Genomic DNA, 16,748 nt, shown 5'->3' with positions numbered 1-16,748 from the left:
GCGGCGTCTAACATGGCCGCATGCGATCCCCAGCCGACGGCCCCGACCGTGCGCGCGCCGACCGCACCGACCCGTCCGACCCGGTGGTCCGCTTCCGGAGGCGCTCCCGCGATCGCCGCCGCACCCGCTCCCTGACGGCCGCCGTGGCCGTCGTCGCCCTGCTCGCCGCGGGGGCCGTCGGCGCCGGCGCGCTCACGGGACGCGCCGGCAGCGCCTCCGCGAGCGTCGCCGCCACCGCGGACCCGACCCCCACCCCCAGCCCGACGCCCACCGCGGAGCCGCCGCGTCCTGCGCCCGCCGACCGCGCCGCCGCGAACGACCTGCGCATGTGCTCCATCTCGTCCCTGGCGCAGGACCCGCGCCTCGCCGCCTTCGAGGGCCAGGTGCGCGATGCCGCGACCGGTCGCGTCGTGTTCGACCGCGACGGCGACACTCCCGAGCGCACGGCGAGCGTCATGAAGGTCGTCACGTCGGCCGCCGCCCTCGCGGCGCTCGGCCCCGACCGGCGCATCGCCACCACGGTGGTCCGCGGCTCCGAGCCGGGCACCGTCGTGCTCGTCGGGGGAGGGGACCCGACCCTCTCGCGCCTCACCACCGGCAGCTCCGTCTACCCGGGTGCCCCGCGCCTCAGCGACCTCGCGCAGCAGGTGCGCACGGCCTGGGCCGCGGATCCCGCCACCGCAGGCACGCCCATCAACCGCATCGTGCTCGACACGTCCCTCTTCTCGGGCGACACGTGGATCCCCTCGTGGGCCGCGACCGAGCGCAGGGCGGGCTACTCGAGCTTCATGACGCCGCTGCAGCTGGACGCCGACCGGGCGGATCCCGCGGCCGTCGTCTCCGCGCGCAGCGAGGATCCGCTGGCGCGCGTCGGCAGCACCTTCCGGTCCATGCTGGGCGGGTCGGCCGAGGTCACGCAGGGCACGGCGCCCGCCGGCGCCGCGGTGCTGGGGAAGGTCGAGTCGCAGCCGGTCTCCTCGCTCATCCAGACGGCGCTCATCAACTCCGACAACGTGCTCGCCGAGTCGCTCGCGCGGCTGGTGAGCATCCAGGTCGGCGCGGGCAACACGCAGCAGTCGCTGGCCGCGGGGATCCCCAAGGCGCTCCAGGCGTACGGCCTCGACACCTCGGCGCTCACCATCGTCGACGGGCAGGGCCTCAGTCCCGACAACCGCGTGCCGCCGTCGCTGCTCGCGCAGCTGATGATCCAGGTCGACCAGCGCCAGCAGGCGCTCGGCTACCTGCGCGACGGCCTCCCCGTCGCGGGTCGCACCGGGACCCTCGCGAGCCGCTTCACCGGCGACAGCGCGGTCGCCCGCGGACACGTCGTGGCCAAGACCGGCTGGATCGACACCGGCTACACGCTCGCGGGCATCGTCGACGCGGCTGACGGCACGAAGCTGACCTTCGCGTTCTACGCCATCGGGAACGTGACGGGCGACGCGAAGGTCGCCCTCGACGCCCTCGCCGCGGGCACGTACCGCTGCGGGGCGGACCTGGGGAACGAGTGACGCGCGGTCCGGGACCGGGCAGCGGATCCACGACACCGGGCCCGGCCCGGGGAAGGAGCGGCGCATGAGCAGGGCCTTGTTCATCATCGACGTGCAGAACGACTTCACCGAGGGCGGCGCGCTCGGCGTCGACGGCGGCGGCGACGTCGCGCGGGGGATCACCCGGCTCCTCGCCGCGGAGCCGTACCGGTACGACCACGTCATCGCCTCCCGCGACTGGCACGAGGCGACCGGCGACAACGGCGGCCACTTCGCCGCGACCGGCGCCGTCCCCGACTTCTCGACCACCTGGCCCGCGCACTGCGTGCAGGGCACCACGGGCGCCGAGTACCACCCGGACCTCGACGTCACGGCCGTCGACTTCCACGTCCGCAAGGGGCAGGGCGCGCCCGCGTACTCGATCTTCGAGGGCACGACGGAGGACGGGGTGCCGCTGGCGGACCTGCTGGTGCTGCACGACATCACCGACATCGACGTGGTGGGCCTCGCGACGGACTACTGCGTGCTCGCGTCGGCCCTCGACGCGGTGCACCAGGGCAGGCGCGTGCGGATCCTCGCCGACCTGGTCGCGGGAGTGGCGCCGGCCACCAGCGCCGCCGCCCTCGACCGCCTGCGCGACGCCGGGGCGGAGATTGTCGAGGGCCCGGCGGACTGACGGCCGCACGCACACGAGCACCAGCACGAGCACCAGCACGACGCAGCACGGAAGAAGCGAGGACAGCATGAGCGCATCCACCGAGACCGACCTCCTGTCGGGCACGCCCACCACCCTGCTCATCGGCGGGGAGCGGGTCGACGCCGAGGGCGGGACGACGTTCGAGGTCCGGGATCCGGCCACCGACGACGTCATCGCGCACGTGGCCGACGCCAGCCCCGCGGACGGGGCGCGCGCCCTGGACGCCGCGGTCGCGGCGCAGGCGGCGTGGGCGGCGACCGCGCCGCGTGCCCGGGGGGAGATCCTCCGCCGCGCGTTTGACCTGCTCCAGGAGCGGAAGGACGAGTTCGCGCTCCTCATGACGCTCGAGATGGGCAAGCCGCTGGCCGAGTCGCTCGGCGAGGTGACCTACGGCGGCGAGTTCCTCCGCTGGTTCTCCGAGGAGGCCGTGCGCATCACCGGCCGCTACGGCGTGAACCCCGAGGGCACCGGTCGGATGATCGTGTCGCAGCATCCGGTCGGCCCGGTGCTCCTCATCACGCCGTGGAACTTCCCGCTGGCGATGGCGACCCGAAAGATCGCGCCGGCGCTCGCCGCGGGCTGCACCGTGGTCATCAAGCCCGCCGACCTCACGCCGCTCACCACGCTCCGCTTCGCCGAGCTGCTGGCGGAGGCGGGGCTGCCCGCGGGCGTCCTCAACGTGATCCCCACCACGCAGGCCGCCGACGTCACCGGTCCGCTCATCGCCGACCCGCGGCTGCGCAAGCTGAGCTTCACCGGATCCACGCCCGTCGGCCGCCAGCTCGGCGCGCAGGCGGCGCAGAACGTGCTGCGCGTCTCGCTCGAGCTGGGCGGCAACGCGCCGTTCGTGGTCTTCGCGGACGCCGACATCGACAAGGCGGTGGAGGGCGCGATGGCGGCGAAGTTCCGCAACGTCGGCCAGGCGTGCACGGCCGCGAACCGCTTCATCGTGGAGGCGTCGATCGCGGACGCGTTCGCCGACCGGCTGCAGGAGCGCATCGACGCGATGCGCATCGGGCGCGGCACCGAGGAGGGCGTCACGGTCGGGCCGCTCATCGACGGGCGCGCGGTCGACAAGGCCGACCGGCTGGTGCGCGACGCCGTCGAGCGCGGCGCGACCGTGCGCGCGGGCGGCGAGCCTCGGGAGGGCGCCGGCCACTTCTACCCGCCGACGCTCGTCACGGACGTCGCCGAGGGCAGCGACATCCTGCGCGAGGAGATCTTCGGACCGGTCGTCGCGATCGTGCCGTTCGACGACGAGGACGACGCCGTGCGCCTCGCCAACGACACCGAGTTCGGCCTCGTCTCCTACGTCTTCACGCGCGACCTCGCGCGCGGCCAGCGCATGATCGAGCGCCTCGAGACGGGCATGACCGGTCTCAACATGGGCGTCATCTCCAACGCGGCGGCGCCGTTCGGCGGCGTCAAGCAGTCGGGCCTCGGGCGCGAGGGCGGGCTCGAGGGGATCCACGAGTACCTGAACACGAAGTACACGCTCACGCCCGACCCGTTCGGCGCCTAGTGGCGCACGTCGTCCCGGTCGACGACCTGGCGGATCCGCGGCTCGCCGACTACAGCCACCGCACCGACGTCGCGCTCCGCAAGGCCGAGGGCGCGGGGCACGGGATCTACCTCGCGGAGTCGGCGCTCGTGCTCGAGCGCGCGCTCCGGGCCGGGCACGCGCCGCGGTCGGTGCTCGCGCTCGGCGGCACGGTGGACGAGGCGCTCGCGCTCGTGGGCGACCGCGACGTGCCCGTGTTCACGGGGCCCGGCGAGCTGCTCGCCGAGCTCACCGGGTACGTGCTGCACCGCGGCGTCGTCGCCTCGCTCGACCGGCCGGCGCTGCCCTCGGTCGCGTCGCTGCTGGCGGACGCCCGGCGGGTGGTGGTGCTCGAGGACGTCGTGGATCCCACCAACGTCGGCGCGATCTTCCGCTCCGTCGGGGCGATCGGCGCGGACGCCGTGCTCGTGACGCCGCGCTGCACGGATCCGTTCTACCGCCGCGCCATCCGCGTCAGCATGGGCACGGTGCTGCAGGTGCCGTGGACGCGCACGGGGGAGTGGCCGGAGACCCGGACGGCGCTCGCCGACGCCGGCTTCCACGTCGCTGCGCTCGCGCTGACGCCCGACGCCGTGTCGATCCGCGACTTCCCGGCAGAGGAGCACGAGCGGCTCGCCATCGTGCTCGGGTCGGAGGGTCCGGGGCTGTCCGCGGAGGCGATCGGGTCGGCGGACACGGTGGTGCGGATCCCGATGGCGCACGGCATCGACTCGCTCAACGTGGCGGCCGCCAGCGCCGTCGCGCTGTACGCGCTCACCGCGCCGGCCGGCTGATCCCGCGGGCCGCTCCCTCCCCGGCGGGTGGCGGGCCGTTCCGTGACCGATCCCGGGCGGGCCGGGCAGCTCGGCGGGCGAGCGCCTAGCCTGGCGTCACCGAAGAAGAGGGGTCCCCATGAGCACGCGTCCCGCACGCCGGCGCCCCACGCGCCTCGCCGTCGTCTACCTGGTGCTCGCCGCGGCCGGGCTCGTTCTCACGTGGACCGCGAACATCCGCGTCATGACGGAGGGCCGCGACTTCCTCGCCGACCTCGGCGCGGGCGGCCCCGCGGTCTCGTCGCTGTCGTGGGACCTGCTGATCGCCGCGGTCGCGAGCGTCACCTTCATCATCGTCGAGGGGCGGCGGCTGCGGATGCGGCGCGTGTGGATCTACGTGCTGCTCGCCCCGCTCGTGGCGTTCGCCGTCGCGCTGCCGGTGTTCCTCGCGGCGCGGGAGATGCACCTGACCGCGCCCGAGCGGACGGACCCGACGCCACGCGCCTGACGGTGCGGGGTGCCGCTACACCAGCAGCTGGTGCTTCGCGAGGTCGCGGTAGAGCGGCGTCGAGACGACGAGCTCCGCGTGCGTGCCCGTGCCGACGACGCGGCCCTTCTCGACGACGACGATGAGGTCGCTGTCGACGACGGTCGAGAGCCGGTGCGCGATCACGATGAGCGTGCGGTGCTCGGCGACCGCGTCGATGGCCTTGCGGAGCAGCTGCTCGTTGAGGCCGTCGAGGCTGGAGGTCGACTCGTCGAGCAGGAGGATCGGCGGCGCGGAGAGCAGCGTGCGCGCGATCGCGAGGCGCTGACGCTCGCCGCCGGAGAGCATGATGCCGTCCTCGCCGACGGGCGCGTCGAGGCCGAGCTCGTTGCGGGCGAGCACCTCGGTGAGGTTCACGGCGTGCAGCACCTGGATGCAGTCCTCGTCCGTCGCGTCGAACGCCGTGAGCGTGAGGTTCTCGCGGAGCGTGCCCGCGAGCACGGGCGCGTCCTGCTCGACGTAGCCGATCTGACGGCGGAGGTCCTCGCGGTCGAGCGTGCGGATGTCCCGCCCGCCCACGCGGACGACGCCCGAGGTCGGATCGTAGAAGCGCTCGATGAGGGCGAGGATCGTGCTCTTGCCGGCGCCGGACGGGCCGACGAGCGCGATCCGGGTCCCCCGCTCGGCGCGGAAGCTGACGCCCTGGAGGACGCCGCCGCCCGTGCGGTCGGCGCCGGCGGCGGCGTCGGCGGCATCGTCCGAGGCGGCGGGCGCGTGCCCCTCGGGCGTCTCGGCACCGGCTGAACCGGCATCCGCGTCGGGATCCGCATCCGCATCCGCGTCCGCTGCCACCGGGTACGCGAACCGCACGTCCACGAGCTCCACGGCGGGCGCGTCGGTGCGGTCCTCCGCCGCGGGCGCGTCGTCGCGGAGGCGGCCGGCGAGCTCGGCGTCCCCGTCGGTCTCGACCGGGAGCTTCACGATCTCCTGGATCCGGCCGAGCGCGCCGAGCGCCTGGTTCACCGCGGTCACGGCGCCGAACGCCTGGCCGAGCGGCATGATCATGAGGAAGAGGAACAGGATGAAGGCCACGAGGTCGCCGACCGTGATCGCCCCGGCCGCCACGCGGTAGCCGCCGACGCCGACCACGACGAGGAACGACGCCTGCAGCGCGATGCCGGCGATGGGCACGACGACCGCGGAGGCCTTCGCGACCTTGATCCCCATCTCCCACGCGCCCTCGGCGTCGGTCTCGATGGTGCGGATCTCGCGGTCGGTGGCGTTGCTGGCGCGGACGGTGCGGATCGCGCCGATGGCCCGCTCGACGCTCGCCGCCAGGTCGCCGACCTTGCGCTGCGCGCGCTGGCTGGCCACGCGGATCCGGCCGGAGAGCCCCACGACGGCGACGACGGAGACCGCGACGACCAGCACGGTGAGGCTGAGGAGCACGGGGTCGATGATGAGCATCGCGATGATGGCGCCGAGGAACGTGACCGCGCCGCCGATCGCCTCGACGAGGCCCTGGGTGAGGACGGCGCGGAGGAGCGTGGTGTCGGATCCCACGCGCGAGACGAGGTCGCCGGTGCGGCGCGTGTCGAACTCCGAGATGGGGAGGCGGAGGATCCGGCGCACGAGCGTGCGGCGCGACGACAGGACGATGCCCTCGCCCATGCGCTGCAGCAGGTAGTGCTGGTAGCCCGAGAGCACGCCGGACACGACGACGAGGCCGACGAGCGCCCAGACGAGGACGCCGAGCTGGCCGCCCTCCTGCACGACGCCGACGACGCGCTGCACGAGGAGCGGCTGGCCGAGGCTCGCGGCGGCGCCGAGCACGCTCAGCACGACCACGAAGACCATGAGCCCGCGCTGCTCGAGGATGTACGGCAGCAGCTCGGAGAAGCGGGCGCGGGGGCCGTCGTCCGCGGAGTCGCGGCGCGCGAACGGGTTGCGGGAGCGGGCGCGCGGCGCGGCGGCGGTCTCGGGGCGGGCGGTGCTCATGCGTGGTCTCCCGGGTCGTGGGGTGCGATCGTGATGCGGCGCGCGGGCAGCCGGTGGTCGACCGGAGGCGGTCGGGATGCCGGGCGGCCGGCGAGCGGAGCATCGCGCGTGTCGCATCGCCGTGGCGACTCTACGCGTCGACCGCCGCGCAACCGCCGGGAGCGATTCCGCCCGTGGAGAAAAAAGCCGAGGCCGACCCTAGGCTGTGGACTCGTGCCCACCCCCGTCATCACCGCCGACCGACTCGTGAAGAAGTACGGCGACCACGTCGCCGTCGACGGCCTGTCCTTCGAGGTCGCGCCCGGCGAGTCCTTCGGGCTGCTCGGGCCGAACGGCGCCGGCAAGTCCACGACCATGCGCATGATCGGCGCGGTCTCCTCGCGCACGGGCGGCACCCTCGACATCCTCGGGCTCGACCCCGACACGCACGGGCCGGAGATCCGCTCGCAGCTGGGCGTCGTGCCGCAGGCCGACAACCTCGACCTGGAGCTCAAGGCGCGCGACAACCTCATCGTCTACGGCCGCTACTTCGGCCTGCCGCGCAAGCAGGTCGCGGCCCGCGCCGACGAGCTGCTCGAGTTCGCGCAGCTCAGCGACCGCGCGGGCGCGAAGGTCGACGACCTCTCCGGCGGCATGAAGCGGCGCCTCACCATCGCGCGGGCCCTCATCAGCGACCCGCGGATCCTGCTGCTCGACGAGCCGACGACGGGCCTCGACCCGCAGGCGCGCCACATCCTCTGGGACCGCCTGTTCCGCCTCAAGGAGCAGGGCACGACGCTCGTGCTCACCACGCACTACATGGACGAGGCCGAGCAGCTGTGCGACCGGATCGTCGTGGTCGACGAGGGGCGGATCATGGCGGAGGGCTCGCCCGCGTCCCTCATCCGCGACCACTCCAGCCGCGAGGTGCTCGAGGTGCGCTTCGGGTCCGACCGCAACGAGTCCGCGTCGCGCGAGATCGCCGGGTACGGCGACCGCGTCGAGGTGCTGCCCGACCGCGTGCTCGTGTACGCGTCCGACGGGGAGGCGGTGCTCAGCCGGATCCTCGAGCAGGGCCTCAAGCCCATCACGACGCTCGTGCGCCGGTCGAGCCTCGAGGACGTCTTCCTCCGCCTCACGGGACGGAGCCTGGTCGAGTGAGCGTCGTCGACCGCACCGCCGCCGGGGGATCCGCGGCCGAGGGGCCGCGCGACGGCGCCGACGACCGCGCCCGCGCCGTCGCGGGTGGCGTCCGCCCCCGCCGCGCCGGCGCGTGGTACGCGGCCGAGCATCGGCTGCTCGGGATCCGCGCCTACCTCGGCACCGCGCTCGCGACCGGCATCGCGAGCCCGTACGTCTACCTCTACGCGCTCGGCGTCGGCCTCGCCACGGTCGTCGACCAGGGGACGGGCGCGAACCAGGCCCTGGGTGTCAGCTTCCTCGTGTTCGTCGCGCCCGCGCTCCTCGCGACGAGCGCCATGACGGTCGCGAGCGAGGAGTTCAGCTACCCGATCTTCGGCGGCTTCAAGTGGAACCCGGTGTTCCAGGCGATGAACGCGTCACCGCTCACCCCCGCGCAGATCATCGACGGGCAGGTCATCGGCGTCGCGATCCGCATGGCGCCCACCTGCATCGCCTACTTCGCGTTCATGCTCCTGTTCGGCGCCGTGCCGCTCGGCACGGGCTTCCTCGCGGTCGGCGCCGCGGTGCTCACCGGCATGGCGATCGGCGTGATGCTCATGGCCTACGTCGCCACCCTCACGCAGGACACCGGCCAGATCGCGATGGTGATGCGCTTCGTCATCACGCCGCTCTCGCTGTTCTCGGGCACGTTCTTCCCGCTCACCCAGCTCCCCGTCTGGCTGCAGTGGATCGGCTGGATCTCCCCGCTCTGGCACGGCACCGAGCTCGGACGCGTCGCCACCTACGGCATGGAGGAGCCGATCTGGCTCACGATCGCGCACGTGGCGTACCTGCTGCTCTGGCTCGCGGTCGGCTGGACCCTCGCGCGCCGCGTCGCCACGAGGAGGCTGCGCGCATGACCGGATCCACGATGCCCGTCGCCCCGGCGCCCGCCGCCCGCCGGAGCCGCGGCGGCCCGCGCTCCCTCTACGCCGGCAACGCCCGCTCGGTGCTCTCCCGCGGCCTGCTCGCAACCCGCAGCACCAACTGGACCGTCGTCCTCTCCGGCTTCTTCGAGCCCGTCTTCTACCTGCTTGCGATGGGGATCGGCCTCGGCTCGCTAGTCGGCGACGTCACCACGAGCACCGGCCAGCCCGTGCCGTACGCCGCCTACATCGCGCCGGCGCTCCTCGCCGTCTCGGCGATGAACGGCGCCGTCTACGACTCCACCTGGAACGTCTTCTTCAAGATGAACCACTCGAAGCTGTACCAGGGCATGCTCGCGACCTCGCTCGGCCCGCTCGACGTGGCCTTCGGCGAGATCTCGCTGGCGCTGCTGCGCGGCGTCGTCTACTCGTCCGGCTTCCTCGTCGTGATGCAGGTGCTCGGCCTCAACCTGTCGTGGTGGGCGATCCTCGCGCTGCCGTCCGTCGTGCTCATCGCGCTCGCGTTCGCGAGCTTCGGCATGGCGGTGACGAGCTACATGAGGACGTTCCAGCAGATGGACTGGATCGCCTTCATCCTGCTGCCGATGTTCCTGTTCTCCGCGACCTTCTACCCGCTGTCGGTGTACCCGGCGTGGGTCCAGACGGTGATCCAGGCGCTCCCGCTCTGGCACGCGGTCGAGCTCGTGCGCGGCTTCACGACGGGCGCGCTCTCGTTCGCGGTCGTCGGCCACGTGCTCTACTTCGCGGTGATGACGGCCGTCGGCCTCGTCTTCACGACGCGGCGGCTGCGGGTCCTGTTCCTCGACTGACGGCGACGGGCCGCGGTGCCCGGCGCCGGATCCGCTCGGTACCCTGGCGGGGAGCGCCACCCGGGCGCGGCCGGCTGCGAGCCGGGGGAGGCAGGTGCCCATGGGCCGCGTCGTGGTGCTCGGATCGCTCAACGTCGACCAGGTGGTGCGCGTGCCGCGGCATCCGCAGCCGGGGGAGACGCTCATCGGATCCGACCCCGAGCGGCTCTGGGGCGGCAAGGGCGCGAACCAGGCGGTCGCGGCGGCCGACGCCGGCGGCGAGGTCGCGATGGTGGGGGCCGTGGGCGACGACGCCGACGGATCCGCGTACCGCGCGCGCCTGGCGGACCGCGGCGTCGACGTGTCGGGCCTCGCCACCGTGGCGGACGCGACCACGGGCCTCGCGATCATCGCGGTCGACGACGACGGCGAGAACACGATCATCGTCGCGCCCGGCGCCAACGGCCGCGTGGCGTCGGCGCACCTGGATCCGCTCGACGCGCTCGCGGCGGGCGACGTCCTGCTCGCCTCCCTCGAGCTGCCCCTCGACACCGTCGCGGAGGGCGTCCGCCGGGCGCATGCCGCCGGGGCCCGCATCGTGCTGAACCTCGCGCCCTTCGCCGCGCTGCCCGCCGACGTGCTCGCGCTCGCGGATCCCGTGGTCGTCAACGAGCACGAGGCCGGGCTCCTCCGCGAGTCGGGCACGCCCGCTCCCGCGTCGCTGCTCGTCACCCTCGGCGCCGAGGGCGCGATGTGGGGCCACGTCGAGGTCCCCGCGTCGCGGGTCACCCGCGTCGTCGACACGACGGGCGCGGGCGACGCGTTCTGCGGCGCGCTGGCCTCCGCGCTCGCCGCGGGCGCCGACCGCGAGGGCGCCCTGGTCGTCGCCGCCGACGCCGCGGCCGTCGTCGTCCAGCGGCAGGGCGCGCAGCCCGCGGACGACTGATCCGCGTGGGCGACGAGTCGCCGGATCCGCACGACGCGACCGCGGCCGTCGTCGCGTTCGTCCGCGCGCTCGCGACGCCGCCGTCGCCGCGCGACGTCGCGGAGGCGGAGCGGATGCTCGCCGCCCTCGGCGCGCGTCCCACGGGCGAGGTCGACGCGTACGCCCCGGACTCCGAGCTCCGCGCGCTGGCCGGTGGACCCGACGCCGTCGACCACCTCTCCTACGGCACCCACGCGGGCGAGGTCACGGGCGTCGGCTTCTTCCTGGCACGGCACGGCGGCCCGCGGGATCCGCTCGTCCGGTGCGATCACGATGCGCTCGTCGCGGCCCTCACCGCCGGCCTCGGTCCCGCCCGCCCGGTCTTCGACGACCAGCCGAGCCCGGTGTCGTGGGACGTCGGCGAGCTGGAGGTGGAGGTCCAGCTCTTCGACCGCGTCGACAGCAGCGTGATGGTCGGGGTCGACCATCGCGAGCGGGCGGCGCGCGCGGAGGCCTCCCTACCGCGGGGCGATAGGCCGTGCCATGCTGCGCGCGCGGCCCCATGGCAGGCTGGCCGCATGCCCTCGGATCCCCGCACGCGCTTCCGCGAGCAGGCGGAGGGGGCGCTGGCGACGTTCGCCGGCACCGTCGCGTACCTGCTGTATCAGGTGGCGCGCGTCACCGAGGTGCGCACGGAGGGCGACCGCGTGCTGGTCGTCGTGTGCACGGTCGGGGCGATCGCAGCGCTGGCCGTGGTGCTCGCCATCGTGGTGCGCGGCATGCTCCGCCGGCGCCGTGAGCGCGCCACCGTGGACGCGCGCACGGTCGAGCCGCAGGACGGCGACCGCGCCGACGGGACCCGCTCCTAGCGGCGCATCCCTCGCCGACGCAGGAGCTCCACGCCGAGCCCGACCAGCGCGATCGCGGCGCCGGCCGCCGCGAACCACCACGCGATCGCGATGCCGCCCGGCTCCTCGCCGGCGATCCCGCCCATCACGGCGCCGAGCGCGACCGCGACGACGAGCGCGCCGAAGCCGCCCAGGGCTGCCGCGAGGATCCTCATGTCGGCGACGATCACACCGGCTGCAGCGCCCGCTGCTCGCCTGCGGGCAGCTCCACGCGCACGGCGTCGTCGGGGCGGACCTCGCCGCCGGTGATCACGACGCCCATCACGCCGGACTTCCGCACGACGTTCCCGTCGGCGTCACGGTCGAGCACCGCCTTCATGGCGCCCGTGCCGAGCCGGTCGATCTGGATGCAGGGGTTCCGGAGGCCCGTCAGCTCCACCACGGCCTCGTCGCCGAGGTGCAGGCGCGTGCCCGTGGGCAGGTCGAGGAGCGGGACGCCCGCGGTCGTGACGTTCTCGCCGAGGTCGCCCGGCCCCACCTCGTACCCCTTGTCCGCGAGCTCCTCGTGCAGCTCGGCGTGGACCAGGTGCACCTGGCGGAGGTTCGGCGCATCCGGATCGCGGCGCTTCCGCGAGAGGTGCTGCACGGTGGTGCCGAGGTGCGCGTCGCCCTCGACCCCGAGGCCGGCGAGGAGGGTGATGGACGGGCGGACGGGCTTGGAGAAGCGATGGGCATCGTCGCGCGCGACCGCGAGGACCCGGGGCGATGCGGACGGCTGCATGCCAGCGACGATAGCGGTGCGCCGGTCGACGGGCGAGCCCCCGGACGGGACGGGGGCGCGGGGTCCCGTCCGCGCCGTGGTCCGGCTAGGTTCGGGGCATCGACGGCGATGGGGGATGCGATGCGCGCGACGGCCATGAGCGGATCACGCAGGACGACGCTGGTGGCGGGGCTCGCGTCCGCCGGTGCGCTCCTGCTGCAGCCCGGTCTGCTCGGCGGCTCCCGGATCCAGCCGACGCCGGACATGGCGTCCGCGATCGTGCTGCAGGGGCCCGTGGTGGACGTCGTGGTGCTGGTCCTCGTGGTGGCCGCCGCGGTCGTCCTCGCGCGGGGCGTACGCGGCGAGCCGGGGCTGCTGCAGGCGTCGCGCGCGGCGGGGATCGCGGCGCTGGTGGCCGCGGGCGCGCAGGTGGCCTTCACGCTCGCGCGGATCCTCGTCGGCCTGATGCTCGGGGACCCGCCCGGATCGGCGGGGCTGGTGGAGCCGCCGGTCGTCGTCGTGCTGTCGCAGGGCGTGTACGCGGTGCACGTTGGGGCGCTCGCGGTGCTCGGGGTCCTCGTCGTCCGCGGGCGGCTGCTCGAACCGCTGGCCCGCCTCTGCCTCCTCGTGGTCGGCACGGGCACGGCGGCGTCCTGGATCCTCGGCCAGACCCTCGGCCTGCTCCTCGCGGGGGCGGAGGCGTCGCCGCTCATCCCGCTGCTCTTCGCGCTGCCGCCCGTGATCCTCGTGGCGTCCGCCGGCCTCGTCGTGGGCCTGCTGGTGCACGGGCGGTCGGCCGCGATGCGGGCCCGCGTGGAGACCATCCGCCGCGCCTGGTGAGCGGGTGCCGCGCGCACGCGCGGAGGGACGGGCCGATGCGCCGGCCCGGCCCTGCGTCCCGTGCCGGTCAGCGCGTCGCGTCGACCGCGCCGGCGGACGTCGCGTCGGCCGTGTCGTGCTCGCGGGCCACGAGGAACGCCACGAGCGAGATGGCGGACGCGACGCTGAGGTAGATCCCGACGAGGCCCACGCCGCCGCCGCCCACGTCCCACAGCCAGGTGGCGATGAACGGCGCGACCGCCCCGCCGATGATGCCCGCGAGGCTGAACGCGAGGGACGCGCCCGTGTAGCGGACGTCGGCGGCGAACATGCCCGGCAGCAGGGATCCGACGGCGCCGTACGCGAGGCCGATGAGCACGAAGCCGAGCACGACGAACATGAGCGTGCCGGGGAGGCCGGCGGCCAGCAGCGGGTCGAAGAGCACGCCGAAGACGACCATGCCGACCGCGCTCGCGACCACGACGGGACGCGCGCCGCGCCGCTGGGCGAGCGCGCCGGACACCACGATGGCGGCGGCGAAGAACACCACGCCGACGAGCAGCATGAGCAGGAAGTCGGTGCGGGCGTAGCCGAGGCCGGCGTGGAACGCGGACGCGTCGAACGGCTTGCCCGCGGTCGTGGCGGCGGCCTCGGCGGCCTCCGCGATGCGCGGCGACGTGGCGTAGGTGACCGCGAACGTGGTCATGAGGTAGAAGAGCGTGAAGGTGGCGAGCAGGGCGAGCGCTCCGAGGATCAGCCCGCGCCAGCCCGTGCGCAGCGTGCGGCCGAGCGGCAGCCGGGAGGTCGCGCCGCGGTCGAGCACGGCCTGGAACTCCGGCGCCTCGACGAGCTTCACGCGGACGTAGAGGCCCACGAGCACGAGGACGGCGCTCGCGAGGAACGGCACGCGCCAGCCCCACGCCTGCAGGTCGGCGGGGGAGAGCGTCAGCGACAGGACGAGGAACAGGCCGTTGGCCAGGATGAAGCCCACGGGCGCACCGAGCTGGGGGAAGGTGCCGTAGACGGCCCGATTGCCCGCGGGCGCGTTCTCCGTCGCGAGCAGCGCGGCGCCGCCCCACTCGCCGCCGAGGCCGAGGCCCTGGACGAAGCGCAGCACGGCGAGGGCGGCGGGGGCCGCGACCTCCCAGCCCGGCGTGAGCCCGCTCGGCAGGCAGCCGACGAGCACGGTGGCGACGCCCATGGTGAGCAGCGACGCGACGAGCGTGCGCGTGCGGCCGAACCGGTCGCCGAAGTGGCCGAAGACCACGGATCCGATGGGCCGGGCGAAGAACGCCACGCCGAACACGGCCAGCGACTGGAGCTGCGCGACCGCGGGGTCGTCGTTCGCGAAGAAGAGGGCCGGGAACACCAGCACGGCCGCGGTGGCGTAGACGTAGAAGTCGAAGAACTCGATGGACGTCCCGACGAGGCTCGCGACCAGCACGCGCGAGCGCGGGTTGGCCGGGGCGGATGCGGGCGGTGCGGCGGTGGGGGCAGCGGTCATGGCGGTGGCTTCCGACTCGGGGGACGGGGAGACGCCACGGTTCGTGGCGCGCCGACGGTACCGGCGCTCCCCGCCCCTCCGGGCGAACGGCTCACACGCCGCGGATCAGCTGACGTTCCCCGCGTAGTCGGCGTCGCGCGTCTCGCGGCTGATGATGAGCGCGACGAGCGTGATCGCCGCCATCGCGCTGAGGTACACGCCGACGAGCAGCACGTTCCCGTCGAGCAGCTGCCAGAGCGCCACCGCGATGAAGGGCGCGACCGCGGCGCCGAGGATGCTGGCGACGTTGTAGCTGATCGCGGATCCCGTGTAGCGCACGTTCGTCGGGAAGAGCTCGGGCAGCACCGCGCCCATCGGGCCGAAGGTGAGGCCCATGAGCGTGAAGCCGATGATGAGCAGCACCATCGTGCCCACGAAGCCGCCCGCGAACAGGGGCACGAAGAGCAGGCCGAAGACGAGGATCCCGAGGGTCGTCGCGATGAGCATCTTGCGGCGGCCGTACCTCTCCGCGAGCGGCCCCGAGACCATCGTGAAGATCCCGAAGAACACGACGCCGACGATGAGCATGAGCAGGAAGTCGTTCCGCGCGTAGCCGAGGCCCGCGGCGAACGTGTCCGGGTTGAAGGTCTTGCCCGCTGCGGTCGCGGCCGCCTCGGCGGCGGCGGCGTCGCGCGCCGTGGTGCCGTAGGTGAGCGTGAACGTGGTCATCAGGTAGAAGAGCGTGTAGGTCGCCAGCATGATGAACGTGCCGAGGATCAGCGGGCGCCAGCTCGTGACGAAGACGCGCGCGACGGGCAGCTTCGCGACCTCGCCGGAGTCGACGACCTTCTGGAACGCGGGCGTCTCGATGAGCTTGAGGCGGACGTACAGGCCGACGATCACGAGCACGGCGCTCGCGAGGAACGGGACGCGCCAGCCCCACGACTGGAACTGCTCGGGGGTGAGGCCGAGGCTCAGCGCGAGGAACACGCCGTTGGCGACGATGAAGCCGATGGGGGCGCCCAGCTGCGGGAACGTGCCGTAGATGGCGCGCTTGCCGGCGGGCGCGTTCTCGGTGGCCAGCAGCGCGGCGCCGCTCCACTCGCCGCCGAGGCCGAGGCCCTGGCCGAAGCGCATGATCACGAGGAGCGCGGGGGCCGCCACCTCCCAGCCGGGCGTGAGCGCGGTGGGGAGGCAGCCGATCAGCACGGTCGCGATGCCCATGGTGAGCAGCGACGCGACGAGCGTGCCCTTGCGGCCGACGCGGTCGCCGAAGTGCCCGAAGAGGATGGATCCGATGGGCCGCGCGATGAACGCGACGCCGAAGACCGCGAAGGACGCGAGCTGCGCGACGGTCGGGTCGTCGTTCGCGAAGAAGAGCGCGGGGAAGACGAGCACCGCGGCGGTCGCGTAGACGTAGAAGTCGTAGAACTCGATCGACGTGCCGATGAGGCTCGCGATGATGACGCGCGAGCGGGAGTTCCCGGCGGGCGGTGCGGTGGATGCGGACGGGGCGGCGGCGCTGGCCGCGCGGGTGCTGGACATGCGGGGAGACGGCTTTCGGCTGGTGCGGCGTGAGCGGCAGGGGCGCGCGGAGGAGGCGGGCGCGCCGGTCGGGCGCGGGCGCCGGGTGCGGCGGAGTCGAGGGGGCCACTCGTGATGGCGAGGTGAGTTTACGCCCATGGGGAGATGCTGTGCGCGGTCCGTAGGCTGGGCGGGGCGTCGCCCCGGACCCGTGCCGCGGATCCGCGCGTCGCCGCCCGCGATGACGAGGAGTCCCATGGAGCACGAGACCGGACGCGCTGTCCTGCCGGGCGTCGCGAAGGCGCTGGGCGCGGTCGCGCTCATCTGCTTCGGCACCGGCTACTGGTACGTGGCGATCCCCTGCGTCGTGGGCGTCGTCCTGTGCATCCTGCAGCTGCGCCGGTGGACGCATCGGGAGCTCGAGGAGCGCGCGCGGCTCGCGGAGTCGCCGACCGAGGAGGATCAGGCGGTCGCCCTCGCGTGGGACGAGGACGGCGGCGTCGCCGTGGACCGGCGCCGCGAGGAGCCGGGACCGGACGACGCGGGACCGGACGAGCGGCGCTAGGCG

17 protein-coding genes are annotated in these 16,748 nt (G+C 74.1%); 12 read left to right on the top strand and 5 right to left on the bottom strand.

Translation table 11 applies throughout. The annotated features are described in order from the left end of the window. Window positions 1-20: 20 nt before the first annotated feature. The 5 genes from dacB (at window position 21) to BFL37_RS04145 (ending at window position 5,008) form a co-directional block, all read left to right on the top strand. Window positions 21-1,511 carry a D-alanyl-D-alanine carboxypeptidase/D-alanyl-D-alanine endopeptidase gene (dacB, locus tag BFL37_RS04165; RefSeq protein WP_172403736.1) on the top strand — a complete coding sequence of 497 codons (1,491 nt, stop codon included), beginning with the start codon at window positions 21-23 and terminating at the stop codon, window positions 1,509-1,511. A gap of 64 nt (window positions 1,512-1,575) precedes the next feature. Then, window positions 1,576-2,166, top strand: a complete 591-nt coding sequence (locus BFL37_RS04160) for an isochorismatase family protein (RefSeq protein ID WP_086513890.1) — start codon at window positions 1,576-1,578, stop codon at window positions 2,164-2,166. 67 nt (window positions 2,167-2,233) lie between these two features. After that, window positions 2,234-3,709, top strand: a complete 1,476-nt coding sequence (locus BFL37_RS04155) for an NAD-dependent succinate-semialdehyde dehydrogenase (protein ID WP_086513889.1) — start codon at window positions 2,234-2,236, stop codon at window positions 3,707-3,709. Continuing rightward, complete coding sequence (locus BFL37_RS04150; protein WP_086513888.1) at window positions 3,709-4,521, top strand: TrmH family RNA methyltransferase; 813 nt, start codon at window positions 3,709-3,711, stop codon at window positions 4,519-4,521. Before BFL37_RS04155 ends, BFL37_RS04150 begins: the two co-directional genes overlap by 1 nt. Before the next feature lie 118 nt (window positions 4,522-4,639). After that, complete coding sequence (locus tag BFL37_RS04145) at window positions 4,640-5,008, top strand: DUF2834 domain-containing protein (RefSeq protein ID WP_086513887.1); 369 nt, start codon at window positions 4,640-4,642, stop codon at window positions 5,006-5,008. 15 nt (window positions 5,009-5,023) lie between these two features. Here the strand turns inward: BFL37_RS04145 and BFL37_RS04140 are convergent, their stop codons facing one another. Next, a complete protein-coding gene (locus tag BFL37_RS04140) occupies window positions 5,024-6,985 on the bottom strand; it encodes an ABC transporter ATP-binding protein (protein ID WP_086513886.1) in 1,962 nt (653 codons plus the stop codon). A gap of 213 nt (window positions 6,986-7,198) precedes the next feature. Here BFL37_RS04140 and BFL37_RS04135 point away from each other — a divergent pair, with 213 nt between their 5' ends. The 5 genes from BFL37_RS04135 to BFL37_RS14680 all read left to right on the top strand — a co-directional run bounded on the left by BFL37_RS04135 (window position 7,199) and on the right by BFL37_RS14680 (window position 11,615). Beyond that, the gene (locus tag BFL37_RS04135; protein WP_063072062.1) at window positions 7,199-8,125 is read left to right on the top strand and encodes an ABC transporter ATP-binding protein; all 927 of its coding nucleotides are present in this window, start codon (window positions 7,199-7,201) and stop codon (window positions 8,123-8,125) included. Further along, window positions 8,122-9,006, top strand: a complete 885-nt coding sequence (locus BFL37_RS04130; RefSeq protein WP_241533842.1) for an ABC transporter permease — start codon at window positions 8,122-8,124, stop codon at window positions 9,004-9,006. The genes BFL37_RS04135 and BFL37_RS04130 overlap by 4 nt, the downstream gene beginning before the upstream one ends. Continuing rightward, a complete protein-coding gene (locus tag BFL37_RS04125; RefSeq protein ID WP_086513885.1) occupies window positions 9,003-9,842 on the top strand; it encodes an ABC transporter permease in 840 nt (279 codons plus the stop codon). The genes BFL37_RS04130 and BFL37_RS04125 overlap by 4 nt, the downstream gene beginning before the upstream one ends. Window positions 9,843-9,942: 100 nt before the next feature. After that, a complete protein-coding gene (locus tag BFL37_RS04120) occupies window positions 9,943-10,767 on the top strand; it encodes a ribokinase (RefSeq protein WP_172403735.1) in 825 nt (274 codons plus the stop codon). A gap of 5 nt (window positions 10,768-10,772) precedes the next feature. After that, window positions 10,773-11,615: a hypothetical protein gene (locus BFL37_RS14680; RefSeq protein ID WP_241533841.1), complete on the top strand. Its 843-nt coding sequence runs from the start codon at window positions 10,773-10,775 to the stop codon at window positions 11,613-11,615. On the opposite strand, the gene BFL37_RS04110 is transcribed toward BFL37_RS14680, so the two are convergent. Together BFL37_RS04110 and BFL37_RS04105 are read right to left on the bottom strand one after the other, a co-directional pair. Next, window positions 11,612-11,809, bottom strand: coding sequence for a hypothetical protein (locus BFL37_RS04110; RefSeq protein WP_241533840.1), 198 nt, complete (start codon window positions 11,807-11,809; stop codon window positions 11,612-11,614). The genes BFL37_RS14680 and BFL37_RS04110 overlap by 4 nt on opposite strands. 11 nt (window positions 11,810-11,820) lie before the next feature. Continuing rightward, window positions 11,821-12,375 carry an MOSC domain-containing protein gene (locus BFL37_RS04105; protein ID WP_086513883.1) on the bottom strand — a complete coding sequence of 185 codons (555 nt, stop codon included), beginning with the start codon at window positions 12,373-12,375 and terminating at the stop codon, window positions 11,821-11,823. A 135-nt stretch (window positions 12,376-12,510) separates the two neighbouring features. On the opposite strand from BFL37_RS04105, the gene BFL37_RS04100 reads away from it, so the two are divergent. Then, a complete protein-coding gene (locus BFL37_RS04100; RefSeq protein ID WP_241533839.1) occupies window positions 12,511-13,194 on the top strand; it encodes a hypothetical protein in 684 nt (227 codons plus the stop codon). Between the two features lie 67 nt (window positions 13,195-13,261). Here BFL37_RS04100 and BFL37_RS04095 read toward each other — a convergent pair whose 3' ends face one another. After that, window positions 13,262-14,677, bottom strand: a complete 1,416-nt coding sequence (locus BFL37_RS04095; protein WP_086513881.1) for an MFS transporter — start codon at window positions 14,675-14,677, stop codon at window positions 13,262-13,264. A gap of 105 nt (window positions 14,678-14,782) precedes the next feature. Further along, window positions 14,783-16,201: an MFS transporter gene (locus BFL37_RS04090; protein WP_086513880.1), complete on the bottom strand. Its 1,419-nt coding sequence runs from the start codon at window positions 16,199-16,201 to the stop codon at window positions 14,783-14,785. Between the two features lie 235 nt (window positions 16,202-16,436). Between BFL37_RS04090 and BFL37_RS04085 the strand changes: the two genes are divergently transcribed. Next, entirely contained in the window at window positions 16,437-16,745 is a 309-nt protein-coding gene (locus tag BFL37_RS04085) for a hypothetical protein (protein ID WP_086513879.1), read from the top strand. Window positions 16,746-16,748 lie beyond the last annotated feature (3 nt).

Origin of the sequence: Clavibacter michiganensis, assembly GCF_002151125.1 — a bacterium.
In the GTDB taxonomy this organism is placed as follows: domain Bacteria; phylum Actinomycetota; class Actinomycetes; order Actinomycetales; family Microbacteriaceae; genus Clavibacter; species Clavibacter michiganensis_C.
The sequence above is the reverse complement of the archived record's forward strand: the minus strand, read 5'-3'. Positions and strand labels throughout refer to the sequence as shown.